The 21,700-nt window shown below is 31.6% G+C and carries 20 protein-coding genes and 1 riboswitch; of the genes, 13 read left to right on the top strand and 7 right to left on the bottom strand.

Annotated elements, in window-relative coordinates:
- The 6 genes from QMG30_RS22760 to QMG30_RS22785 form a co-directional block, all read left to right on the top strand.
- Positions 1 to 1,710: S-layer homology domain-containing protein (locus QMG30_RS22760; protein ID WP_281819398.1), on the top strand; the 1,710-nt coding region annotated here is incomplete at its 5' end.
- Between the two features lie 316 nt (positions 1,711 to 2,026).
- Positions 2,027 to 2,827 (top strand): class I fructose-bisphosphate aldolase, encoded by an 801-nt coding sequence (locus tag QMG30_RS22765; protein ID WP_281819399.1) that lies wholly within the window; start codon positions 2,027 to 2,029, stop codon positions 2,825 to 2,827.
- A gap of 20 nt (positions 2,828 to 2,847) precedes the next feature.
- A complete protein-coding gene (locus QMG30_RS22770) occupies positions 2,848 to 3,885 on the top strand; it encodes a zinc-dependent alcohol dehydrogenase (protein ID WP_281819400.1) in 1,038 nt (345 codons plus the stop codon).
- A 169-nt stretch (positions 3,886 to 4,054) separates the two neighbouring features.
- Entirely contained in the window at positions 4,055 to 4,999 is a 945-nt protein-coding gene (locus QMG30_RS22775) for a sugar-binding transcriptional regulator (RefSeq protein ID WP_281819401.1), read from the top strand.
- 95 nt (positions 5,000 to 5,094) lie between these two features.
- On the top strand, positions 5,095 to 6,447 hold the full coding sequence (locus QMG30_RS22780; RefSeq protein ID WP_281819403.1) for an APC family permease: 1,353 nt from the start codon (positions 5,095 to 5,097) through the stop codon (positions 6,445 to 6,447).
- Positions 6,448 to 6,521: 74 nt separating this feature from the next.
- Positions 6,522 to 7,445, top strand: a complete 924-nt coding sequence (locus QMG30_RS22785; protein ID WP_281819404.1) for a bifunctional riboflavin kinase/FAD synthetase — start codon at positions 6,522 to 6,524, stop codon at positions 7,443 to 7,445.
- A gap of 92 nt (positions 7,446 to 7,537) precedes the next feature.
- Here QMG30_RS22785 and QMG30_RS22790 read toward each other — a convergent pair whose 3' ends face one another.
- Positions 7,538 to 8,050, bottom strand: coding sequence for an SPASM domain-containing protein (locus tag QMG30_RS22790; protein WP_281819405.1), 513 nt, complete (start codon positions 8,048 to 8,050; stop codon positions 7,538 to 7,540).
- Positions 8,051 to 8,265: 215 nt separating this feature from the next.
- Between QMG30_RS22790 and QMG30_RS22795 the strand changes: the two genes are divergently transcribed.
- The 5 genes from QMG30_RS22795 (at position 8,266) to ribH (ending at position 14,111) form a co-directional block, all read left to right on the top strand.
- A complete protein-coding gene (locus tag QMG30_RS22795; RefSeq protein WP_281819406.1) occupies positions 8,266 to 9,915 on the top strand; it encodes an ATP-binding cassette domain-containing protein in 1,650 nt (549 codons plus the stop codon).
- A gap of 111 nt (positions 9,916 to 10,026) precedes the next feature.
- Positions 10,027 to 10,138: riboswitch (FMN riboswitch) on the top strand.
- Between the two features lie 330 nt (positions 10,139 to 10,468).
- A complete protein-coding gene (gene ribD, locus QMG30_RS22800) occupies positions 10,469 to 11,611 on the top strand; it encodes a bifunctional diaminohydroxyphosphoribosylaminopyrimidine deaminase/5-amino-6-(5-phosphoribosylamino)uracil reductase RibD (protein ID WP_281819407.1) in 1,143 nt (380 codons plus the stop codon).
- Positions 11,612 to 11,628: 17 nt separating this feature from the next.
- Positions 11,629 to 12,282 carry a riboflavin synthase gene (locus QMG30_RS22805; RefSeq protein ID WP_281819408.1) on the top strand — a complete coding sequence of 218 codons (654 nt, stop codon included), beginning with the start codon at positions 11,629 to 11,631 and terminating at the stop codon, positions 12,280 to 12,282.
- A gap of 112 nt (positions 12,283 to 12,394) precedes the next feature.
- A complete protein-coding gene (locus QMG30_RS22810) occupies positions 12,395 to 13,597 on the top strand; it encodes a bifunctional 3,4-dihydroxy-2-butanone-4-phosphate synthase/GTP cyclohydrolase II (RefSeq protein ID WP_330680829.1) in 1,203 nt (400 codons plus the stop codon).
- A 49-nt stretch (positions 13,598 to 13,646) separates the two neighbouring features.
- Entirely contained in the window at positions 13,647 to 14,111 is a 465-nt protein-coding gene (gene ribH / locus QMG30_RS22815; RefSeq protein ID WP_281819410.1) for a 6,7-dimethyl-8-ribityllumazine synthase, read from the top strand.
- A 77-nt stretch (positions 14,112 to 14,188) separates the two neighbouring features.
- Here ribH and QMG30_RS22820 read toward each other — a convergent pair whose 3' ends face one another.
- Positions 14,189 to 14,629 (bottom strand): Lrp/AsnC family transcriptional regulator, encoded by a 441-nt coding sequence (locus tag QMG30_RS22820; protein ID WP_281819411.1) that lies wholly within the window; start codon positions 14,627 to 14,629, stop codon positions 14,189 to 14,191.
- A gap of 660 nt (positions 14,630 to 15,289) precedes the next feature.
- Here QMG30_RS22820 and QMG30_RS22825 point away from each other — a divergent pair.
- A complete protein-coding gene (locus QMG30_RS22825) occupies positions 15,290 to 16,552 on the top strand; it encodes a Glu/Leu/Phe/Val family dehydrogenase (RefSeq protein WP_281819412.1) in 1,263 nt (420 codons plus the stop codon).
- Positions 16,553 to 16,921: 369 nt separating this feature from the next.
- On the opposite strand, the gene QMG30_RS22830 is transcribed toward QMG30_RS22825, so the two are convergent.
- The 4 genes from QMG30_RS22830 to QMG30_RS22845 form a co-directional block, all read right to left on the bottom strand.
- A complete protein-coding gene (locus tag QMG30_RS22830) occupies positions 16,922 to 18,163 on the bottom strand; it encodes an FAD-dependent oxidoreductase (RefSeq protein WP_281819413.1) in 1,242 nt (413 codons plus the stop codon).
- Between the two features lie 354 nt (positions 18,164 to 18,517).
- Positions 18,518 to 19,075 carry a YeeE/YedE thiosulfate transporter family protein gene (locus QMG30_RS22835; protein WP_281819415.1) on the bottom strand — a complete coding sequence of 186 codons (558 nt, stop codon included), beginning with the start codon at positions 19,073 to 19,075 and terminating at the stop codon, positions 18,518 to 18,520.
- A gap of 101 nt (positions 19,076 to 19,176) precedes the next feature.
- On the bottom strand, positions 19,177 to 19,404 hold the full coding sequence (locus tag QMG30_RS22840; protein ID WP_113673518.1) for a sulfurtransferase TusA family protein: 228 nt from the start codon (positions 19,402 to 19,404) through the stop codon (positions 19,177 to 19,179).
- Between the two features lie 53 nt (positions 19,405 to 19,457).
- Positions 19,458 to 20,156, bottom strand: coding sequence for a YeeE/YedE thiosulfate transporter family protein (locus QMG30_RS22845; protein ID WP_281819418.1), 699 nt, complete (start codon positions 20,154 to 20,156; stop codon positions 19,458 to 19,460).
- Between the two features lie 427 nt (positions 20,157 to 20,583).
- On the opposite strand from QMG30_RS22845, the gene QMG30_RS22850 reads away from it, so the two are divergent.
- Complete coding sequence (locus QMG30_RS22850; protein WP_281819419.1) at positions 20,584 to 21,483, top strand: LysR family transcriptional regulator; 900 nt, start codon at positions 20,584 to 20,586, stop codon at positions 21,481 to 21,483.
- Here QMG30_RS22850 and QMG30_RS22855 read toward each other — a convergent pair.
- Positions 21,480 to 21,698, bottom strand: a complete 219-nt coding sequence (locus QMG30_RS22855; RefSeq protein ID WP_281819421.1) for a sulfurtransferase TusA family protein — start codon at positions 21,696 to 21,698, stop codon at positions 21,480 to 21,482. The genes QMG30_RS22850 and QMG30_RS22855 overlap by 4 nt on opposite strands.
- Between the last annotated feature and the right edge of the window lie 2 nt (positions 21,699 to 21,700).

Genomic DNA, 21,700 nt, shown 5'->3' on the forward strand with positions numbered 1-21,700 from the left:
AATGTAATAAGTGGTTCAACCATTACTCTTCCAAGTGTACCTGTAAGAGAAGGTTACACATTTGAAGGTTGGTATACAGATACTGAATTAACAAAAATATTTGATGAAGATAGTATTATAACATCTAATATGAATATTTATGGTAAATGGAATAAAGAAATAGAGTATTACACAGTTGATTTCTATAAGACAGGTGAAGACACAGAAATATATCATTCAGCTAATGTAATAAGTGGTTCAACCATTACTCTTCCAAGTGTACCTGTAAGAGAAGGTTACACATTTGAAGGTTGGTATACAGATACTGAATTAACAAAAATATTTGATGAAGATAGTATTATAACATCTAGTATGAATCTTTATGGTAAATGGAAGGAAGAAAATACACATCCTGATAAACCATCAAGACCATCAAGACCAACAAGACCTACAAAACCAGCAGAACCAACTGTATCAGTCAATAAACCTGTTGTTAAAACTAATTCTGATATAGAAACAACTTTAATATCTCAAAACATATCACAAACAGCTGATATAACAAAAGACACTGCAATTTTAAAAGTTAAAGGTAATACTGTGAATGAAGTAGTTGCTAGTATAAAAGAATTAGAAGAAAACAACTCACAAGATAAATATGAATCTGTGATTGAATTTACATCTGAACTTCCTAAAGATAGCAAAGGTAAAAATATCAAGGAATCAAATGTAGAATTTAATAAAATCAATATTAATAAAATTGTTGAAGAAACAAAAGCAGATGTATTGTTATCAACAGAAGTTGCAGATATTAAATTCAGTAATGATGCTTTGAAAAATATAATCAATCAAGCCGAAGGATTAAAGCTTAATGTTACAGCACAGGCTGTTGATAAAAAAGAATTAACAGATAAAGTACAAAAAGCTGTCAATGAATATCCTATTTATAAGTTTGAGGTAGCATCAAACAACGAAAATATTTCAAATGTTGATAATTCAGAAGTGACAATAAGTATACCTTATGAGTTAACTAAAGATAAGAATCCTCAAAATATAGTCATCAACCATATAAGTGAGGACGGGAAATTTGAATTAGTAAAAGATTGTTATTATAACGAAGAATCAGGAAAAATCACATTCAAAACATCCGATTTCTCAACTTATGTTATAGGATATAATGATGTTGAATTCAATGATATTTCTACTAAGTGGTCTAAAGATTATATTAACTTTGTTGCTGCAAGAAATCTATTTAGTGGTACAGGTAATAAAGTATTCAACTCAGAAATGACTATGACTAGAGGAATGTTCGTTACTGTTTTAGGTCGTTTAGAAGGAATTGATACAAGCAGATATTCAGAAACAAGATTCTCAGATGTGGACATCAACGATTATTATGGAACTTACGTTCAATGGGCAAAAGAAAAAGGTATTGTCAATGGAGTAGGAAACAATAAATTCGCACCAAATGAGAATGTAACACGTGAACAAATGGCAGCAATACTTGTAAATTATGTTGAGAAAACCAATAAAGATCTTAACGATGTAACTAAGAATAATAAATTTACTGATGATGAAGAAATCAGTAATTATGCAAAAAATGCAGTAAAACAAATGAAAAAATGGGGAATTATCAAAGGAAAGAATAACAATGAATTCGACCCTCAAGGTAATGCAACAAGAGGTGAAGTAGCTAAAGTCATAACAGAATTCATTATCAACTCCATTAAGTAATGAATTAATATTGTAATAAATAAATAGTAGTTAAAAGATTATAGCTCCAAAAGAAAACTAATTATATAGTTTGCTTTTTGGAGCTATTTTTTTATTTTATAGTAAACTTTTGTTTCTTGAGCATATGAACTAGAAGCTGAACGCTACAATAAGTTGAATGTTGTAGATGTTTAGCTTTTTTATATAATAAAGAGCTTATAATTTGTTACAAAAGTAATTATATGTTGACAAATGCTCAATAGGGTGCTAAGATATAAACAAGTTACAAAATAACAATTAATGAGCAAATGTAACACATGAACAGGGAGGTTTTATTATGACTAACACAACATGCAGGATGAATCACATATTCAGACCGGACAAAAAAACTTTTATCATGGCTATGGACCACGGTTCCAACTTTAACGTGCTACCAGCCTTAAAAAAACCAGGAAAAGTTATAAGAGAGATAGCAGAAGCAGGAGCAGATGCTTTTCTGACTACTGTTGGATTAACTGAAAAATTTGCAGGGGATTTTCTTGGAAAAGGGATAATACTTCGTATTGATGGAGGAGTATCATTCTTAGGTGACCATTCAAAACCATTACAAACAGTAGTAACAGCAGAAGATGCTCTCAGGTTAGGTGCAGATTCCATAATTACTATGGGATTTCCTGGTTCCAAATTCGAAAATGAAATATTAAGTAATTTGACTCGTAATATATTGAGTGCTCATAAATGGGGAATTCCTGTTACAGCAGAAGCATTACCACGAGGATTTGAAGGTGGGGAAGACTCAAGGACTCCAGAAAATATTATGTTCTCATGTAGACAGAGTACAGAATTCGGAGCAGACATAATAAAGACTATATATACAGGAGATAAAGAAACATTTAAAGAATTAACAGAAAGCGTGTATGCACCTGTCGTTATTCTAGGAGGCTCCAAGAAAGTTCCGGAACGTGTATTGTTGCAAGAGATAAAAGATGCCATGGAAGCAGGGGGAGCAGGAGTGGCAATGGGACGTAACATATGGGGACATGATAATCCTGCAAGATATGCAGCTGCCATAGCTAAACTAATACATGAAGATTGTAGTGTAGACGCTGCGCTAAAAGAATTGAATCCTAAGTTTTAGTTGGAAAGGAGAATGAAGACATGAGCAAATATAAGGTTAACGTCATATCTAATGAAAAAGAAGTAACAACACATGAACTAGAGTTGAAACAGCCACAAGATAAACAAGTGCTTATTAAAGTAGATGCATGTGCAATATGTACTCTAGAACAAAGAGTATACAAAGGTGTAATGAAAAGATATCCTTTTGCTGGAGGGCATGAAGTAGCAGGAACTATAGAATCTATTGGTGAAAATGTAAAAAATGTAAAAGTGGGTGATAAAGTAGCAGTATTTTTATTAACATCTTGTGGTGAGTGCTATTATTGTAGAAAAGGATTAGAAAATCAATGTGTTCAATCCTTTAGAACTTCTATACATGAGGGTTTTGTCGGTCCAGGTGGATTGTCAGAATATATGTTGGTAGATGCAAAAAGAGTTTATAGATTAGCAGATGACATTAATATGTCACATGCAGCACTAACAGAACCATTAGCGTGCTGTGTACATAGTATCAACAACGCGAAAGTTGAATTAGGTAATGATGTAGTAGTTATCGGTGTGGGTATAATGGGAGGATTTCATATACAATTAGCAAAACTGAGGGGTGCTAGAGTAATTGCATGTGATATCAATAAAGGAAGATTAGATGTTGCTAGGAAGTTAGGTGCTGACATAGTCATTAATTCTAATGAGACCAATGCAATAGAACAAGTGAAAACATTGACTGAAGGACGTGGTGCAGATGTGGTATTTTGCACAGCCGCAATATCACAATTAGCTGCTGACAGTGTTGAAATGGTAGGAAAGCTAGGAAGAGTTATAATGTACAGTTCTTTTCATCCAGATAATCCAATAGATCTAAATGTCAACAAAGTCCATTCAAAAGAAATGATTATCACTGGAGCTGTGAATCCATGTACTTCTGATTTCTTAACTTCTACAAGGTTATTATCATACAATCTTATCAATGTATCCGATCTAATATCCGATGAGATAAATATTAATGATATACAAAAAGCATTTGAAAAGGCTATTGATCCATTAACATATCGTATTATTGTAAAATGCAATAGATAAATTTGAGTTTTGGGGTATTTAAGTAAACACTGTATTTTATAAAATATATATTTGGTAACTAGATAAATGCGTAAATGCAGTATACTACATAGTTGCATTTATCATCGATAAGTGAGATAATTAGCTAAAATTATATTATATTATTTATAAAATGGAGTGGTGTTATAAGATGACTAATGATAATGTTTTCGGAAATTCCCGTTTGGATTATATAAGAGTAGCCAATTATTACTATAAATCTGGTCTTACTCAAGAAGAGATTGCCCAGAATATGAATATATCACGTCAACGCGTTAATAGAATGTTGAGTAAATGTATTAAAATGGGTATCGTTCGTATTACTATTGAAGGTGTTGATGAGACAAATCTCGGATTAGAAACACAGCTTGAACAGAAATACGGTCTAAAAGCAGTCAGAATATCTGGTAATATATCTGAAGAGAATGTTTATGAAGAAATAGGAAAGACTGCTGCTAATTATCTAGCGGGTATTATTAGTAAAGGAGATATCATCGGCTTTTCTAGAGGAAGAAGTATGTCAGCTTTAGTTGATTACATGCCTGTCGTAAAGGTTAATAATGTTGTTGTTACTCAATTAATGGGAGGATGGAATAATCAACAAACTAAAATAAAGGTTGATGATATAGTTCATCGTTTTAGCGAAAAAATACATGCTGCATCCACGTTACTTTATGCTCCGGTTTTAGTAAATAATCCAAAACTTAGAGAAGCTATAATAAACGAGCCTTTTTTCTATGAAGCATATAATGTAATAAAATCCTGTTCTATTGCTGTTGTAGGAATCGGAGATGCGACAAGTAAAACAATCTTACCTAACATGGAAAAAGAAGATTATGAATATTGTATTCGTAATAATGCTGTTGGAGAGATATGTGCACATTTTTTTGATAAAGATGGAAAAGCCATAAAAACACCACTTGACGAGCGTGTCATTAATGTTGATTTAGATGATTTCTTTAATATACCATTACGTTTAGGGGTAGCTGGATCAAAGTCTAAGATTCCAGCAATTCTTGGAGCATTAAGAGGCGGATATATTAATTCATTAGTGACTGATCTTGATACAGCTCAGTTTTTAAATGATGTTGAATAGATAATATAAAATATAGCAATTTACCTCCTTAATCGGTGATTGTTACTAGATATGTTAAATAAATATTTAGTCAACAAATATGAGGAGGTTTTTTTGTGTCTAATTCTAAGAATAATAATCAACAAGGTTCTCTTGGTTTAGTAGCATGTGTTACTATTATTGTTGGTGGAATGATAGGTAGTGCTATTTTCTCATTATCGGGAATGACAATCTATTATGCAGGTCCAGCAGCTATTATTTCATGGATTATAGCTGCTATAGTTCTTCTTATGTACGGTCTACAAATCGCGGAGCTTTCTACGATTTATCCCAAATCAGGCGGCGTTTTTGTCTTTCCTACAAAATCACTTGGAAAAACAGAAAAACAAGGTAAAATATGGGGATTTATTTCCGCATGGGGTTACCTTAATGCTAATGTCGTAGGAATAGCATTTGCTGCAATTTATGTGGCTACTTATCTAAGCGTAGGATTCCCTATTTTTGAAGGAATGCAGATACCTTTAGCAATCGGTGCTTGTCTGTTTTGTTTTATACTTAATATATTGAAAGTTAGTGTAGCAGGTAAAGCCAATACCGTATTGGTCATATTATTAACTTGTACAATGATAGTTTTTGTAGTTATCGGGTTATGTACTAAAAATTGGGACTCATCTTTGCTAACTCCATTTTTCTCACAAGGAATTAAAGGTAGTACAGGATTTTTAAGTGCCATTCCTAATGCTATGGTTGCATATGGGTCAATAGTTGCAATAGCTTTCATGGTATCTGAAGTAAAGAATCCCAATAAGAATGTTCCAAAATCAATGTGCATAGCAATGAGTGTTGTCATAGTTCTATATGTATTGATTTTAATTACAACCGTAGGATTGATAACATCTAATTTCCTAGAAGAAAATCCTGGAATGCGTTTTATTCCACTATATGCTGCTGCATTTACTAAATTACAAGCATTTCCATGGCTTGCAAAAGTAATCTCAATATCAGCTGTTCTAGCTTTGCTTACAACAATAAATGTTCTCATAGCCATAACTTCTAGAGCTGTTGTAGCTATCGCTGATGGAGGAATGCTTCCAAAATCACTTAGCAAGATTAATTCTAGAACAGGTACTCCTATAATTGCAAGTATAGCTGTTACATTAGTAGCTATGATAATATCCTGTTTCCCTCAATTTACTGCTGAAATAGTTAATATAGGCTCTCTCTTAGCTGCTATAACTATTTCCATAAATTGTGTTTCATTAATAGTTGCACGTAAAAAAAATAAATATGTTCAGGGTAATTATCGTGCTCCCGGTGGTTCTTATCTTCCAATTATAACACTAGCGATAATTATAGTATCTTACATACCTGGAATAATCAGCGGAGCAGCCTTATGGTATTACATAATTGCTTGGTATGCTGTAGGAATAATAATTCTATTTATTAATCGTTCTTTGGCTAAGAAGTAAGATATTACTAACCTTTTATAACTATATAAATTGGAAATATATTGATAAGTAATTTAAGAAGGGATTGATCGGGTATGAAACATATTTTTGGAACAGATATGAAAGTTGGAAAATCATGTATAGCATTTGGACAATTTGATGGATTACATAAAGGTCATATGGCTGTTATAGATGAGCTTATTAAGGAGAAGACAAGTGATTCAACTTCTATTCTTCTAAGTTTAGATTATGTTTGTGATAGCATAAATGAAAAAGTTATATATACAGAAGAAGAAAAAGAACTTATACTCAGGAACAGTTCAATTGATTTGATGTTATCTTATCCCTTTACAGCGGATGTCAAGAGAATGGAGCCAGAGAGATTCATAAAAGAAATTCTCATAGATAAATTAGGTGCAAAAACAATTGTAGCAGGGGAAAAATGCAGATTCGGTAGAGATTGTAAAGGCAGTATCATGACATTGAAACATTTTGAGTCAAAATATAATTATAAAGTAGTCTGTCCAAAAACAGTTAAATATAAAGGACAAGCTGTTACATCTAAATTAATAAAAGATGAGATATGTGAAGGGAATATCAATAAGGCCAATGAATTTTTGGGACATGCTTTTAAAATGATCGGAGAAGTAGTTCATGGTAAGGCAATAGGCAGGACTGTAGGAATGCCTACAGCCAATCTAAAAGTAGCTGATAACAAATTGATGCCTCAAAATGGAGTATATGCGACTTTATCTGAAGTAGATAGTAAAGTAGTAAAAGGACTTACTAATATTGGTCTTAGACCTTCCGTTGATAATAATGATTATATAACCATAGAAACTTATTTGCTGGACTTTTCTAAAGATATTTACGGCAAGAAAATAGCTCTGGACATCCATACATATATAAGAGGGGTTATCAAATTCAGTAGTATAGATGAAGTAAAAAAACAGGTGGATAAAGATATACATTCCATTAGAAAATATTTGGATAATGTGAAATTATTGGATGTAATATAGATTATCATTCGCTTTTTAATGAAATACACAAAAACAGCTCATTACTCTTTTCACAAAATGGCTTTGAGCTGTTTCTTTATGTAATTAATCATTTAATATAAATCACATCTTACATTGGCAAAATCACAAGCTAATGATGATTTACCTAATAAATTACCATCTTCCAACAAAGCTACCCTAGGACATTTGGAACAATATTTATTGATACGGCATTTAGCACAAGTAGTATCTTTCCATTTAAGATTTTGTAGTTTGCTGATTAATGGATTATTATTCCATATATCATCAATAGAATTATTATATATGTTTCCTACCTTGATGAAATATTTATTACAGGGATATGCATCTCCATTACTGTCAATAAAAAGAGAATATTCAATGTTAGGACAAATCAATTCATTTTCAGTATGCTCATGTAAATTGAAGTCTCTTATTTTATCAATTTCCAGTAGAACTTCATGTAGCTGTTCTGAAGACATCCTTAGATCTTGTGGAGAGAAGACACCATTGGTTTTAGAAAAAACATCAGCATCAACTTGGTATCCGAATCCATTTTCGTCACAGAACTCTTTTATTTCTTTAAAAGAATTATAATTATAACTCATGATTATGGTCTTTATTTCCAAAGGAATATTATATTTCTTTATAAGCATTATGTTATTTAGTACTTTTTTTAGAGAACTAGGTAAGATTATAAAAATAAATAAAGTTAAAAATAATTATAACAATAAATAAATAAAGTAAATTTAAACTGTTGAATGATTTGGATTGAGATGTTAGTATTTATTGTAATATAAATAATATAATGGAGGGTAGATTATTGAAAAAATATTTTAAGGAAATTAGATTTCACATTTTTATGAGGGTCCTATGCTATGGATTTGTTACATTAGCTACAGCAGCCATTCCAGCATTGCAAAAACAATTATTTGATTTAATACTGGGAGAAGAAGCAATAATAGATTCATTCCCTGTCATTATAGTAACATATGTGGTATGTTTGTTATCTGCATCTCTCTTTGGTTATTTATCAATGCTGTATACATGGAAGGCATCTTTGAGATTCGAATTATCCTTGAAAAGAGATTTTTTTAAGTCAGTTTTCAACTATAAATATGAGGACTTTGCCTCAAGAGATATAGGTGAATATATTTCTATTCAAGGAAATGATATTACAGCACTTGATATGGATTATCTGACACCGTTAGTAGATATAATACAAGCATTTATCCAAATATTGATTTTTGGAGTTTTCTTATTCGTAAATGTAGACTGGAGAATATCTACAGTGATACTTATAGGTTCAATATTGACTATCATTATTCCTAAGGTTACTTCTAAACCCCTTGCCGATAAAAGGAATACATGGCTTAATCAAATGGGTAAATATGTATCAAGGATTAAAGATTTCCTTGAAGGATTTAAACTCATCCAAAGCAGGACAAGGAACAATATTAATAAAGAACATGAAAAAATATTGGAAGAAACAAAAAACATGAGATACAAATATGGAAAGTTCAAATCTCTGACATTTGCATTAGAAAATCTTGGCTTGAATATAGTAAGTGCAGTAGCTTTTATAATTGCTGCAATTCTATTATTGAACGGTGACTTGACAATGGGTTCATGTGTAGCAGCTTTTGGCTATATAAACAGTTTCATCTCACCTATCAATGATTTGATGTATGATTTTAACTCTGTCAGTTCACTAAAGAAAACAAAAGAAAAAGTAATTGCTTATTTAGAGAAAGAAATAAACCAAGATCTAAAAGTCAAGAAGAAATTCAACCAAAACATCACTTTTGAAAATATCAGCTTCAGATATGATAATTTTTCTTTGGATAACTTCAGTTATGAATTCGTTAAAGGTAAGAAGTATGCATTAATCGGTCATAATGGTTCAGGAAAATCTACTTTGATTAATGGATTGATGAACTATATTACTCCAATTAGTGGGAGAATAGATATTGATGGAGAAAACATAGATTCTATAGATACAGCACATATCATGTATTGCCTTAACCAAAATGAGCATATATTTTCTGATAGTTTTATAAATAATGCAACGGTATTTTCTTCCTATCAGGAATCAAGTTTGAATAGAGTAACTGATAATCTAAGATTGAAGATTATTGATAATCTAAAAACACAAGATAATTCACAGAATTTGAGTGGAGGAGAAAAACAAGTCTTGAGTATTATAAGAATGCTTACATCAAGTACAGAGATATGTCTAATGGATGAACCTTTTGCAGCTGTTGATAGTAAGACCACTGAAATATTAGAGAACATGCTGATGGATCTTCAAGACAAAACAATAATAATGGTAACTCATGATCTATCGGAGAATCTAGCTAAATTCGATGAAATACTTTTGATGGAAAAGGGTAAAGTAATAGGAAAAGGCACTTACAAGGAAATATCAGAGAAACAAGAATTCAAGAAACTAATAAAAACTTATTTGCATTAAACTACTTACATATATAATTATAAATATACTTAAAATGTCACTTTAAAACTTATGTAAACAATTTTACTCTTGCATTTAATGAAATTTGTGTTATACTTATGTTAATTGAATAGAAACCTTCAGGGCAGGGTGTAATTCCCGACCGGCGGTAAAGTCCGCGAGTGAAAACTGACTTGGTGAAATTCCAAGACCGACAGTAAAGTCTGGATGAGAGAAGGAAATGACGAAAGTATTAAGTGCTTTTGTTGTTGCGTAATATCTTAGTTAATGATTATTAACTAAACTCATGTATATAATCACCTTGAAGAAAATATTCTTCAAGGTTTTTTGTAATATAGGAAAGTTCTACTTTCTATTTTTCTTATAATATTTTATGAGGCGTAGACTTTTTTGTTATTATACAATAAATATTAATATACACATTGGTATCTTATTTCGAGATATATCAATTAATAAAATTCTTCTCACATCATATCCCTTGCAGATTTCTATCTTTAATTAGTATCAGTGTAACTTATGTTACAGGTTTGTACTAGGAGGTAGATAAATCGCAATGAAACAGTTAAAACCCAATAAAACCAATAATCCGTATCAGGAACAAGAACATATCAAATACATGAAAAGAGCTATAAGACTATCAAAAAAAGGCTTAGGACATGTTAGCCCTAATCCCTTAGTTGGAGCGGTAATAGTAAAACAAGGAAGAATAATAGGTGAAGGTTATCATGCTAAATTAGGTGGCAACCATGCCGAGATCAATGCACTGAATAGCTGCAAAGAAAATCCAAAAGACGCTACTATGTATGTAACCCTAGAACCATGCACCCATTACGGAAGGACACCTCCTTGTGTTGATGCAATTATAGAAAATGGAATAAAACAGGTAATAATAGGTTTTATAGACCCTAACCCATTAGTATCTGGTAAAGGTGTAGAAAAACTAAGGAATAATGGTATCTCAGTCATATGTGGTGTATGCCAAGATGAAATCAAGGAATTGAATAAAATATTCATCAAGTATATAACATCAAAAAAACCTTACTGCATATTGAAAACCGCTATGACAATAGATGGAAAAACCGCTTCTGTAACTGGCAAATCCAAATGGATTTCATGTAAGAAATCTAGAGAATATGTTCATAGAATTAGGCATGAAGTAAAAGGGATAATGGTAGGAATCGGAACTGTTATCACAGATAATCCCTTATTGACAACAAGATTGCCTAATGATAGAGGTATAAATCCCATACGTATAGTAGTTGATACGAAATGTAGAATCTCTCTAGATGCTAATGTCATAACTGGAAAAGGAAAAACAATTATAGCAACTACTGTTGATGCACCAAAAGAGAAAGTAAAGAATCTAGAGAAAAAAGGAATAGGGGTTCTTATTATAAACAAGAAAAACAATATGGTTGATATAAAACAATTGATAGGTATATTAGGAGAAATGGAAATCGACAGCATCCTATTAGAAGGAGGAAGCAGCTTGAATTTCAGTTGCTTAGAGGCAGGTATCGTAGATGAAGTAATTACTTTTATAGCTCCTAAGATTATTGGAGGCAACAATGCGAAAACGTCAATAGGCGGAATAGGTATACCACTTATCAAAGATGCTCATATGTTAGAAGACATGAATATCAAAAAGATTGATGAAGATATTATGATAAGAGCCAAAGTAAAACCGAAACCATGATTAAAGGGAGGAATGTTATGTTTACAGGATTAATAGCAGAAGTAGGGAAAATAGTCAAGGTAGAAAAAGGAATTGATTCTGCAAAACTGACTATAAAATCTCATAGATTAATGAGTGATATCAAAGTAGGTGACAGTATTGCCGTAAATGGTGTTTGTCTTACTGTAACATCATATGATAATACAATGTTTACTGTTGATGTCATGCCTGAAACAATGTCAAAATCCAATATCAGAGGACTGAGTGAAAATAGCTTAGTCAATCTGGAACCTGCTCTAAGAGTGGGGGATAGGTTTGGTGGACATATTGTGACAGGACACATAGATGGTATAGGTACTATCAGTAGTATGATAAAAGATGATAACGCTACTAGAGTTAGAATCAATATGAATGAAGAGTTAAACAAGTTAATAATCCGCAAAGGTTCTGTAGCTGTGGATGGTATAAGTCTAACAGTTGCTGATGTTTATGAAGATGGTTTTCAGGTTTCAATAATACCTTTGACAGGAAAGGACACAACTTTACTGAACAAGAAAATTAGAGACAAAGTAAATATAGAATGTGATATCATCGGTAAATATGTTGAGAAGCTCATGGCTAATGATAAAGATGAAGTGTCAAAGAAGTCAAGAGTGGATAGAGACTTGTTACTTGCTAATGGATTTATTTAAAATAGATTTTACATTAACATCCTATAGAGGTAATAGATATATGTTACTGTAAAAAGTAACTTAATACAGAATCATATGAATTTCGTATAAATTAATTAAGAGGTGAATGGAAATGAAATTTAACACTATTGAAGAAGCAATTAGTGATATTAAAAAAGGAAAAATGATTATTGTTGTAGATGATGAGAATAGAGAGAATGAAGGTGACCTATTAATTGCTGCTGAGAAGATCACTCCTGAAGCAATGAATTTCATGATTAAAAATGCAAGAGGAATTGTATGTGTACCAATGCTTGAAGAACGTCTTAACGAATTGAATATACCGTTAATGGTAAGTAAGAACACTGATTCTAAGAAAACGGCATTTACAGTTTCGGTAGATTATTGTGAAACGACTACAGGAGTATCTGCATATGAGAGATGTGAAACTGTTAATAAGTTAGTAGATAAGAACATTACTGGGGATAAGTTCACAAGACCTGGACATATCTATCCACTTATAGCTAGAAAAGGCGGAGTATTAAAAAGAGCTGGACATACAGAAGCAGCTGTAGATATGACAAAATTAGCTGATATGTATCCAGCAGGTGTTATATGTGAGATTGTGAATGAAGATGGAACAATGGCTAGATTACCAGAATTGATGAAATATGCAAGTAAGCACAATCTGAAAATAATATCTATAGAAGATCTAATCAAGTATAGGAAGAAACATGAGAAGATTATCGAAAGAAAAGCTTCTGCGAAGTTACCTACTAAATATGGTATGTTTGAATTATATGGATATGTTAATAAAATAGATAACGAGGAACATATTGCATTAGTTAAAGGTAAAGTAGATGATGGTGAACCTACTTTGGTTAGAATACATTCAGAATGTTTGACAGGAGATGTATTGGGTTCTACTAAATGTGATTGTGGAGATCAGCTGCATGAAGCGATGAGAAGAATAGGCCAAGAAGAAAAAGGTGCCATAATATATATGAGACAAGAGGGTAGAGGAATAGGACTCATCAACAAGATAAAGGCTTACTCATTACAAGATAAAGGAATGGATACAGTAGAAGCCAATCTGGCTCTTGGTTTCAAAGAGGATCTGAGAGAATATAGTGTAAGTGCTCAGATATTACAAGATCTTGGAATATCTAAAGTAAAATTGATGACTAATAATCCAGAGAAAGTAGAGGGGATAGAAAAATATGATGTAGATGTTGTTGAACGAGTTCCAATAGAAATTGGGTACAACAAGGATAATCAATATTATCTGGAAATAAAAAAAGAAAAGATGGGACATATATTGAGTCTCACAAGATAAATTTATAAAAATTATCTCAACGTTAAAGAAATAGGGAGGAAAAGCAAATATGAAAACTTTTGAAGGAAATCTGATAGGTGAAGGACTGAAATTCGGTATTGTCATAGGAAGATTCAACGAATTCATATCCAATAAATTATTGGAAGGAGCGTCTGATTCCTTAACTAGACATGGTGTATCTGAAGATGATATTGCCGTTGCTTGGGTACCAGGAGCATTCGAGATCCCTCTTGTTGCCAAAAAGATGGCGCAAACAGGGGAATATGATGGCATAATCTGTCTAGGTGCTGTAATAAGAGGAGCTACTTCTCATTTTGATTTTGTAGCCAATGAAGTATCTAAAGGTATAGCAAATGTTTCTTTGAATACAGAAGTTCCTGTAATATTCGGAGTTCTGACAACAGATTCCATAGAGCAAGCTATAGAAAGAGCGGGAACAAAAGCAGGTAATAAAGGATTTGAAGCTGGTATGGCAGCAATAGAGATGGCTAATCTGCTTCATAATATTAACTGAAAGAAGTCAAATGCAAAAAGGGTATTCAAAAAGCTTCGTGCTTTTTGAATACTCTTTTTGTTTAATTTATGTATGTATTAATCATAGTCAAAATTTAATGATTTGAATTCAATTGGGCTAGATAATATAATAAGTGTTTCTGTACTTCCATACTGTTGTATTTTGCCAATTAAAATTTCCAGGTCAGATGTATTGGTACAAAGTACTTTAATAGTCATGGAGTATTTTCCAGTAACATGATGACATTCAATGATTTTTTTGTATTCTTGAACTAGTGTTAAGAATTCTTTTCTTTTAGCGGATTTAATTGAGATGTTTATTATGGCTTTTACTGTTTTGCCTAATTTTTTAGGATCAACTATTGCTCTGTAACCCGTTATTATGCCACTCTTTTCTAGTTTTCTTACCCTCTCAGCAACAGCAGGTGGAGTTAGTGAAACTTTTTCTGCTAATATTTTCATGGGCATTCTTCCGTCATCTTGCAAATATTTAATTATATCGTAGTCGGTTGAATCCATTTCATCCCTCCTATAAAATAAATTATATCTGACAAGGAAATTATAATTTTAGTTTTTCTACCAAAATAACAATTTTTTTTTATTGAATATATAGTTATCTTACTTAATTGATATCAAATGTAGAGTTAAAAATATAAAGCCAATCCCCTTGTTCCGATATGTTTGCAAAAGTCTGACCTTTTCTTTTGCAATATAAAATATGGTTTACTTATCTATTATAACAGAAAAATAAAAATAAATCATCAACATACTTCGATTTAAAAAGATAAAATTATATATTTTTTCTAAAAAGGGTCCTATTGTATATATTGTCAATACTTAAATAAAATAATAAATATTATAGTATAACTAAAATTAATAAAGGATATAATAAAATTGATATATTTATCAAATAATTTGTTGCATGTTATACACAAAAAATAAATATAATGTTAATATACGAGTAGAGAGAGCTACATTCAATCAAAGACATTTAATTTGCGTTGAATATTACTTAAATAATACATAACTTTTTAACTGCAAAAAGAGATTTATAAATTAAGTATTAACAAGTTTTAATTCTCTTTTTGAAGCTAATGTAATTGAACTATTTCTTTAATTAAGTTCAATAAAGGAGAATAGGTATCGAAAATTTTATTTAAGATTAGGAGGCATAAGTATATGTCAGAAAAAACGCTTAATCCTTTTAAGATTGCACAGAAACAATTAAAAGAAGCATGCGATGCACTAGGAGAAGAAGATGCTGTATACGAATTATTAAGTCAGCCAGAGAAAGTATTAGAAGTTACTATTCCAGTTAAAATGGATGATGGAACTACTAAATTATTTACTGGATATCGTGTTCAACATAACGATGCATCTGGTCCTACTAAAGGCGGAATTCGTTTCCATCCTGGAGTAACAAAAGATGAAGTTAAAGCGTTAGCTACTTGGATGACTTTCAAATGTGGGGTTGTTGGTTTACCATATGGTGGCGCAAAAGGTGGAGTCATTGTTGATCCTACTGTACTCTCAAAGAGAGAACTTGAAAGGTTATCAAGAGGATATGTAAGAGCTATTGCTCCAATCATTGGAGAGAGAAGAGATATTCCAGCACCTGATGTAAATACAAATGGTCAAACAATGGCATGGATGGTTGATGAATATTCTAGCTTAAGAGGTGTTGGTCAAACATTACCAGCTTCTTTCACAGGAAAACCTGTTGAATTTGGTGGATGTTTAGCAAGAACAGAAGCTACTGGTTATGGTGTTATGCTTATGATGAGAGAAGCAGCTAAATACAAAGGCATGGATATAAAAGACATGAGAATTGCAGTACAAGGTTTTGGAAATGTTGGAAGTTATGCTGCAATGTATGCTCAAGCTTTTGGAGCTAAAGTTGTTGCTGTATCAGATGTTTCATGTTGTTTATATAATGAAAATGGCTTAGATGTTAATGATATAATGAAATATTCAAAAGAAAACAATAAACTAATTACTGGATATACTGGAGAATGTGAAGAACTAGATAGAAGTAAGATCTTTGGTATTGAATGTGATGGATTTGCTCCATGTGCACTTGAAAATTCAATAACAAGTGAAACTTCTAAAGAAATTAAAGCTAAGATCATTACTGAAGGTGCTAATGGTCCAACTACTCCAGAAGCAGAAGAATATCTACTTGAAAAAGGAGTATTCTTAATACCTGATATATTAGCTAATTCAGGTGGAGTTATTGTTTCTTATTTTGAATGGGTACAAAACCTACATAACTACTATTGGCGTTTTGATGAAGTACAAGAAAAACAAGAAGTAAAAATGGTTGATGCTTTTGTAAAAGTTATAAACGCTATGGAAGAAAGAAATGTAGATATGAGAAAAGCTGCTTATTTAGTAGCTATTAAGAGTCTTGCAATGCCAATGAGACTCAGAGGATGGTTCTAGATAAAATAATTAACTAAGGAACAATGTAGCAACATTTGAAGCTTTAACTGTTCCTAGGATACGATTAATAATATTGATTGGATACAAATTTATACTGGTTTTTGTGAAGTGGTAGTTTTTATGAAACCCTAGATATCTACATTTATTGAAAATAAATATAAATATATTTAATCGTTCCGTAGTTAAATTTTAGTAATATATATAGTCTTCCTTAAAATTAATTAACTACTAATAACTGTGACTAATGCTATTACTTTTAGTATTAATAATTAGTAGTAAACGAGTAAAAGTACCAAAATCTAATTTAGTACTTTTACTCGTTTTTTCATGATTATATTTTTATAAAAGAAGGTTTAAATAACCTGTTCATTAATTTAAGGCACTGTTCAATGCATGAACAAGTGTATCTTCATTAAAATCTTTTATATGTTTTTCATATATTTTTCCGTTCTTAGTAATTACAGCTGCTGGAAATTCTTTTATATCTAGTCTATCAGAGATTCCTCTTGATTTGTAAACATCTACTCTGTTAACAGATATTTTGTCTCCAAAATAATTTTCTATCTTTTCAATGTCTGTTAGGAATTCTCTTGAACCAGTATCTATAGCATTATAAATATATGTTAAACCAGGTTTTTCTTTTTGCATTATAACAGTATTGAATGTTTCGTGCTCAGCTATGTATTTCTCTGATGCGAAACCAGCAATGGCACCGTCACCCACAGCTGTAGCAACTTGTTTTAACCATTTTTCTCTAACGTCACCACAAGCGAAAACACCTTCAATATTTGTCTGCATTTTTTCATTTGTAAGTATATAACCTTGCTTAGTTAGATTAATCTGATCTTTGAATATTTCAGTATTAGGTATATAACCGATGAATTCAAAGCATGTGTCGCATTTTACTGGTTTAAGTTCACCTGTTTTTAGATCTTTGAGGACAACTGTGTCAAGGTGTTCTTCACCTTCAAAAGAATCTGTAACGGTATTCCAGATAAATTCCATCTTAGGATTTTTCAAAGCCGCTTCTTTAGCTATTTCATTACAGTCCATGATTCCTTCATCATGCATAACTGATACAATAACTTTATTAGCGAATTTAGTTAAGAACATTCCTTCTTCGATTGCAGCATCTCCGCTACCTATAACGACTACATCTTTACCAGTATTCGCAGCAGCATCACAAGTTGCACAGAAAGAAATACCTTTATCAAATAGATAATTTTCTTCATTTCTTGCTTTTGTAACTCTTGGACGTCCTCCTGTAGCTAAGACTACAGTTTTTGCTATGAATTTATTTCTAAATGTTTCAACGATTTTTTCTTCACCTTCAAGCTGAACACTCTTGACATCTGTCAATTTGAATTTTACACCCATTTTTTCAGCTTGTTTTTTCATTTGGTTAGTGATTTCTTCACCTTTTGGACTATTAGGAAATCCAGGGTAATTCTCTATTTCATTGGTATAAGTAGCAAGTCCTCCTACCAAAGCTTTTTCTATAAGAAGAGTACTTAGTCTGGCTCTAGCTGAATAAATTGCAGCAGTTAGACCAGCTGCTCCACCGCCAATTACGACAACATCATAGTTTTCAACACGCTTTTCTCTTGGCATGACCAATCCTCCATTAATTTATATTTGGGTTAATAATAGGAAACAAACGTTTAAGCATAAGTTCAAGATAATTAATTACAAAAAATCTAAAACCCCAGATTTTTCGTAATTAAAACATGAACTAAAATGCTTAAGCCGATAATAATGAAACAAACGTTTAAATACAAGTTCAAGTAACCATTTAACATAAATCTAAAACCCCAGATTTTTGTTAAATGGAACATGAACTAAAGTATTTAAGCCGTAATAAGGAAACAAACGTTTAAGCATAAGTTCAAGATAATTAATTACAAAAAATCTAAAACCCCAGATTTTTCGTAATTAAAACATGAACTAAAATGCTTAAGCCGTTTGTTACATAAAGTGTTTCACAAGTAATTTACTTCCGACAATGGCACCGAAGAACATGGCTATGGCGAATACCCAACCGGATAGTGATAGGGAAGCTATTCCGCTGAATAATGCTCCGATGTTACATCCGTAGGCGATTCTTGCACCGTATCCCATCAAAAGACCACCTAGGACTGCAGCGAATACTTGTTTTTTTGATTTTATTTTCTTGAATTTAAATTGTGATGCTAGTAGTGTGGCTAGTAATGCACCGAATATGATACCAAGATTTCTCATAGTACCAGGATCGTTCAAGAATCCATTATTCAATGTAGCTTGAGCACCATCACTACTGAAGTAATACCATTTATCTACGCTGCCGCCTATTGCTTCATAGATCCATGCACCCCAGTTAGCGAATACACCAGATACACCCCAAGGGTTACCTGAAGTCGCTAGAGTTACAATCTGGAATAATGATAGCAAGACAGCACCTGTTATATAAGGCCAAGCATCTTTCAACCACTTTTTATAGAATTCATTTTTACTAACTTTGTTAAAATATTCTTTAAACGAACTCAAAATGACACCTCCGCATAAGGCATGTTTTTATAGAATAGAAAAGTTCGAATTTCTATTTATTTTAAATTATTTAAGGCATAGCTTCATTGTATTCTATTGATTTAGTGAGTTTTTTCTATTATTACTTCCCACTCACCGTCATCTACTTCTTCAACTTCAACATTATGGCCATCTTTACGTGCCCATTCTGGAACATTCTTCATAGCACAGCTATGGTCTATTTGAACAACTAAAACGTCACCAACAGCTAATTCTTTTAATTTATTTTGAGCCTTTACTAAAGGTACTGGACAAGCTTCTCCTAAACAATCTATAACTACTTCATTCATAATAATATCCTCCTATTTTCTAATTTTTTTATTTTATATTTTTACTTCACTAATTAATTATCTGCTTTTGCTTTTTCATATTTAACTGCTGCTATGTATAATAGCAGAATTATCAACAATTGGATGACGACAGCTCCTAACCAACCGAAAATGTCTGGTAAGAAGATAGCTTTTCCTTTGCTTATGATATGTTCTTTCCACCATCCGAAGTCGTGTGCTCCCCAGAATGAACCAACTATGAAGAACGCTAGTGAAAGTAACTGCATAGAGAATCCTTCACCTACACGCATTAATGTACCTGAAGCACAGCCACCAGCAATAACCATACCTATTCCGAATAGAAATGCTCCAATAACAGTAGCAAGACTAATTGGTACTACATATCCCATACCAGGAACAGGAAGACCATTTCTGAAATATCCGTATTTGATTGCTGTAAAACCTATTGTAGTAATGGCAAATGCTATAAGAACAGCACGTGTCAATGATGTACTACCAGTCAAGTAAGGGTCGCGCATGGATGCTGTAAAGCAGAATCTAGCTTTTTGTAAGATGAAACCAAACAAAATTCCAGTCATCCAGAATAATAGAGTATTATTGGTTTCTAAACCTAACAATACACCTATAAAAGTTATAACAATTAAAACAAGAATACCAATAGGTATCTGATTTTTCTTAGGTTTTCTTCTTCTTGTTCTTGCACGAGAAGATGAACTTCTCCTAATAGTAGAAGTTGTTCCATTTTCACTCATGGTAAACACTCCTTAAAGATTATTGTATAATTTAACTTGTAGCGATAAGCCACTTATTAGGGTATATACAAACTTTGGTTACGTTTGTAATATACGGATATACATATTTTCACAAGTACTAAGGTTCTTTAAACTAGATTAACTTATAAGATTTAATAAGATTGTTGAGTTTTTAACAATTTCCCAATTCCTATGATACCATATAATTATAAAAATGTAATATGCACTTTGCTAATACTGTATTAATTTTTTTTATAGCATAATATTTAATAGTTAATTGTATATATGTTAAAATAAAGTAAAAATATATAAGATTTATCAATGCGAATATATAACATTTAAAATTTTATTGCAATTTTTTCTAGTTTGTTTTATAGTAATGCTTATAGAAGATAGTTAATTTGATAACAAAGATTGGAGGGATAATATGCATTTAGAATCTTTAAAGTACTTTAAAGATGTAGCATTTGAAAAGAGCATTTCAAAGGTTGCTAAGAAATCACATATTTCTCAATCAGCATTAAGCCAACTTATACAAAAGCTTGAAGAAGATTTTGGCTATAAGTTATTAAACAGAAGCAACAAAGGTGTTGCGCTTACTGATATGGGGGAAATAGTCCTAAAATATTCTATAAACATTATCAGAAACTACGAAGCTATGGTGGAGGAATTAGAAACAACAGTAAAACAAGTCAACAAAGTCAGAATAAATGGTACTTGGGCATTGGTGACATATTCATTACCTTGTGTTATATATAAAATAAAGAAAAAATATCCTAATCATCAATATGAGTTGATTGCCAGTAAAAAGGAAGATACTATAACTGATGTTCAGAATGATATTTGTGATTTTGGTATTATCAATGGTAATATCAGTAGTGAACATGGATTATTCACTCATTCCATAGGGAAAGAAAAAATAGTTCTTATAGCCCCTGGTAAATACAATATTACTGATAAAATAAAACTAGAAGATCTAGTGAAATACGATATGATAATGTGTAATAGTAATAATCATATCAGTAATAACTTGAAAAAGGAACTGAAAAATATTGACAAAAGTCTAGATGATCTCAATATCATATTCAATGTAACTACAGATGGAGCTGTGAAACTAGCAGTTAGCAATGGATATGGATTGGCTTTTGTACCTTATGAAACCATAAAACATGAACTATACGAAAAAACAGTAAAAGTTATTGAAATAGAAAATGTAAGTCTAGATGATGAGATATATGTTGTCAGTAAAAAATTCAATAAATTGAGTAAAGCTCAGAAAGAATCCATTGAATATTTTATGGAAATTGGTCAAAAAAGTTTTTGCTAATGTTTAGTTACAGTTATTTCCCATACACCATTAAAAACTTCTTCATAGTCAAATGAACAAGTTACTTTATTGAAATATTCTTTTATTGATTCTACTACACAGCTATGATCTGTTATTAAAGTAAACGATTCTCCAGTATCCATTTTTTTATATTCTTTTTGTGCTTTCAATAATGGAATTGGACAAAAATCACCGAAACAATCAATTTTATTCATCA

The organism is Vallitalea longa (assembly GCF_027923465.1).
Classification (GTDB): Bacteria; Bacillota; Clostridia; order Lachnospirales; family Vallitaleaceae; genus Vallitalea; species Vallitalea longa.

Bases quoted from the DNA above. Each gene is read 5' to 3' on its own strand.
- QMG30_RS22850 (WP_281819419.1), top strand. From the start codon at position 20,584: ATGCATTTAGAATCTTTAAAGTACTTTAAAGATGTAGCATTTGAAAAG.
- QMG30_RS22820 (WP_281819411.1), bottom strand. From the start codon at position 14,629: ATGGATTCAACCGACTACGATATAATTAAATATTTGCAAGATGACGGA.
- QMG30_RS22830 (WP_281819413.1), bottom strand. From the start codon at position 18,163: ATGCCAAGAGAAAAGCGTGTTGAAAACTATGATGTTGTCGTAATTGGC.
- QMG30_RS22810 (WP_330680829.1), top strand. From the start codon at position 12,395: ATGAAATTTAACACTATTGAAGAAGCAATTAGTGATATTAAAAAAGGA.
- QMG30_RS22845 (WP_281819418.1), bottom strand. From the start codon at position 20,156: ATGAGTGAAAATGGAACAACTTCTACTATTAGGAGAAGTTCATCTTCT.
- QMG30_RS22765 (WP_281819399.1), top strand. From the start codon at position 2,027: ATGACTAACACAACATGCAGGATGAATCACATATTCAGACCGGACAAA.
- QMG30_RS22770 (WP_281819400.1), top strand. From the start codon at position 2,848: ATGAGCAAATATAAGGTTAACGTCATATCTAATGAAAAAGAAGTAACA.
- QMG30_RS22840 (WP_113673518.1), bottom strand. From the start codon at position 19,404: ATGAATGAAGTAGTTATAGATTGTTTAGGAGAAGCTTGTCCAGTACCT.
- QMG30_RS22825 (WP_281819412.1), top strand. From the start codon at position 15,290: ATGTCAGAAAAAACGCTTAATCCTTTTAAGATTGCACAGAAACAATTA.
- ribD (WP_281819407.1), top strand. From the start codon at position 10,469: ATGAAACAGTTAAAACCCAATAAAACCAATAATCCGTATCAGGAACAA.
- QMG30_RS22805 (WP_281819408.1), top strand. From the start codon at position 11,629: ATGTTTACAGGATTAATAGCAGAAGTAGGGAAAATAGTCAAGGTAGAA.
- QMG30_RS22775 (WP_281819401.1), top strand. From the start codon at position 4,055: ATGACTAATGATAATGTTTTCGGAAATTCCCGTTTGGATTATATAAGA.
- ribH (WP_281819410.1), top strand. From the start codon at position 13,647: ATGAAAACTTTTGAAGGAAATCTGATAGGTGAAGGACTGAAATTCGGT.
- QMG30_RS22785 (WP_281819404.1), top strand. From the start codon at position 6,522: ATGAAACATATTTTTGGAACAGATATGAAAGTTGGAAAATCATGTATA.
- QMG30_RS22855 (WP_281819421.1), bottom strand. From the start codon at position 21,698: ATGAATAAAATTGATTGTTTCGGTGATTTTTGTCCAATTCCATTATTG.
- QMG30_RS22790 (WP_281819405.1), bottom strand. From the start codon at position 8,050: ATGAGTTATAATTATAATTCTTTTAAAGAAATAAAAGAGTTCTGTGAC.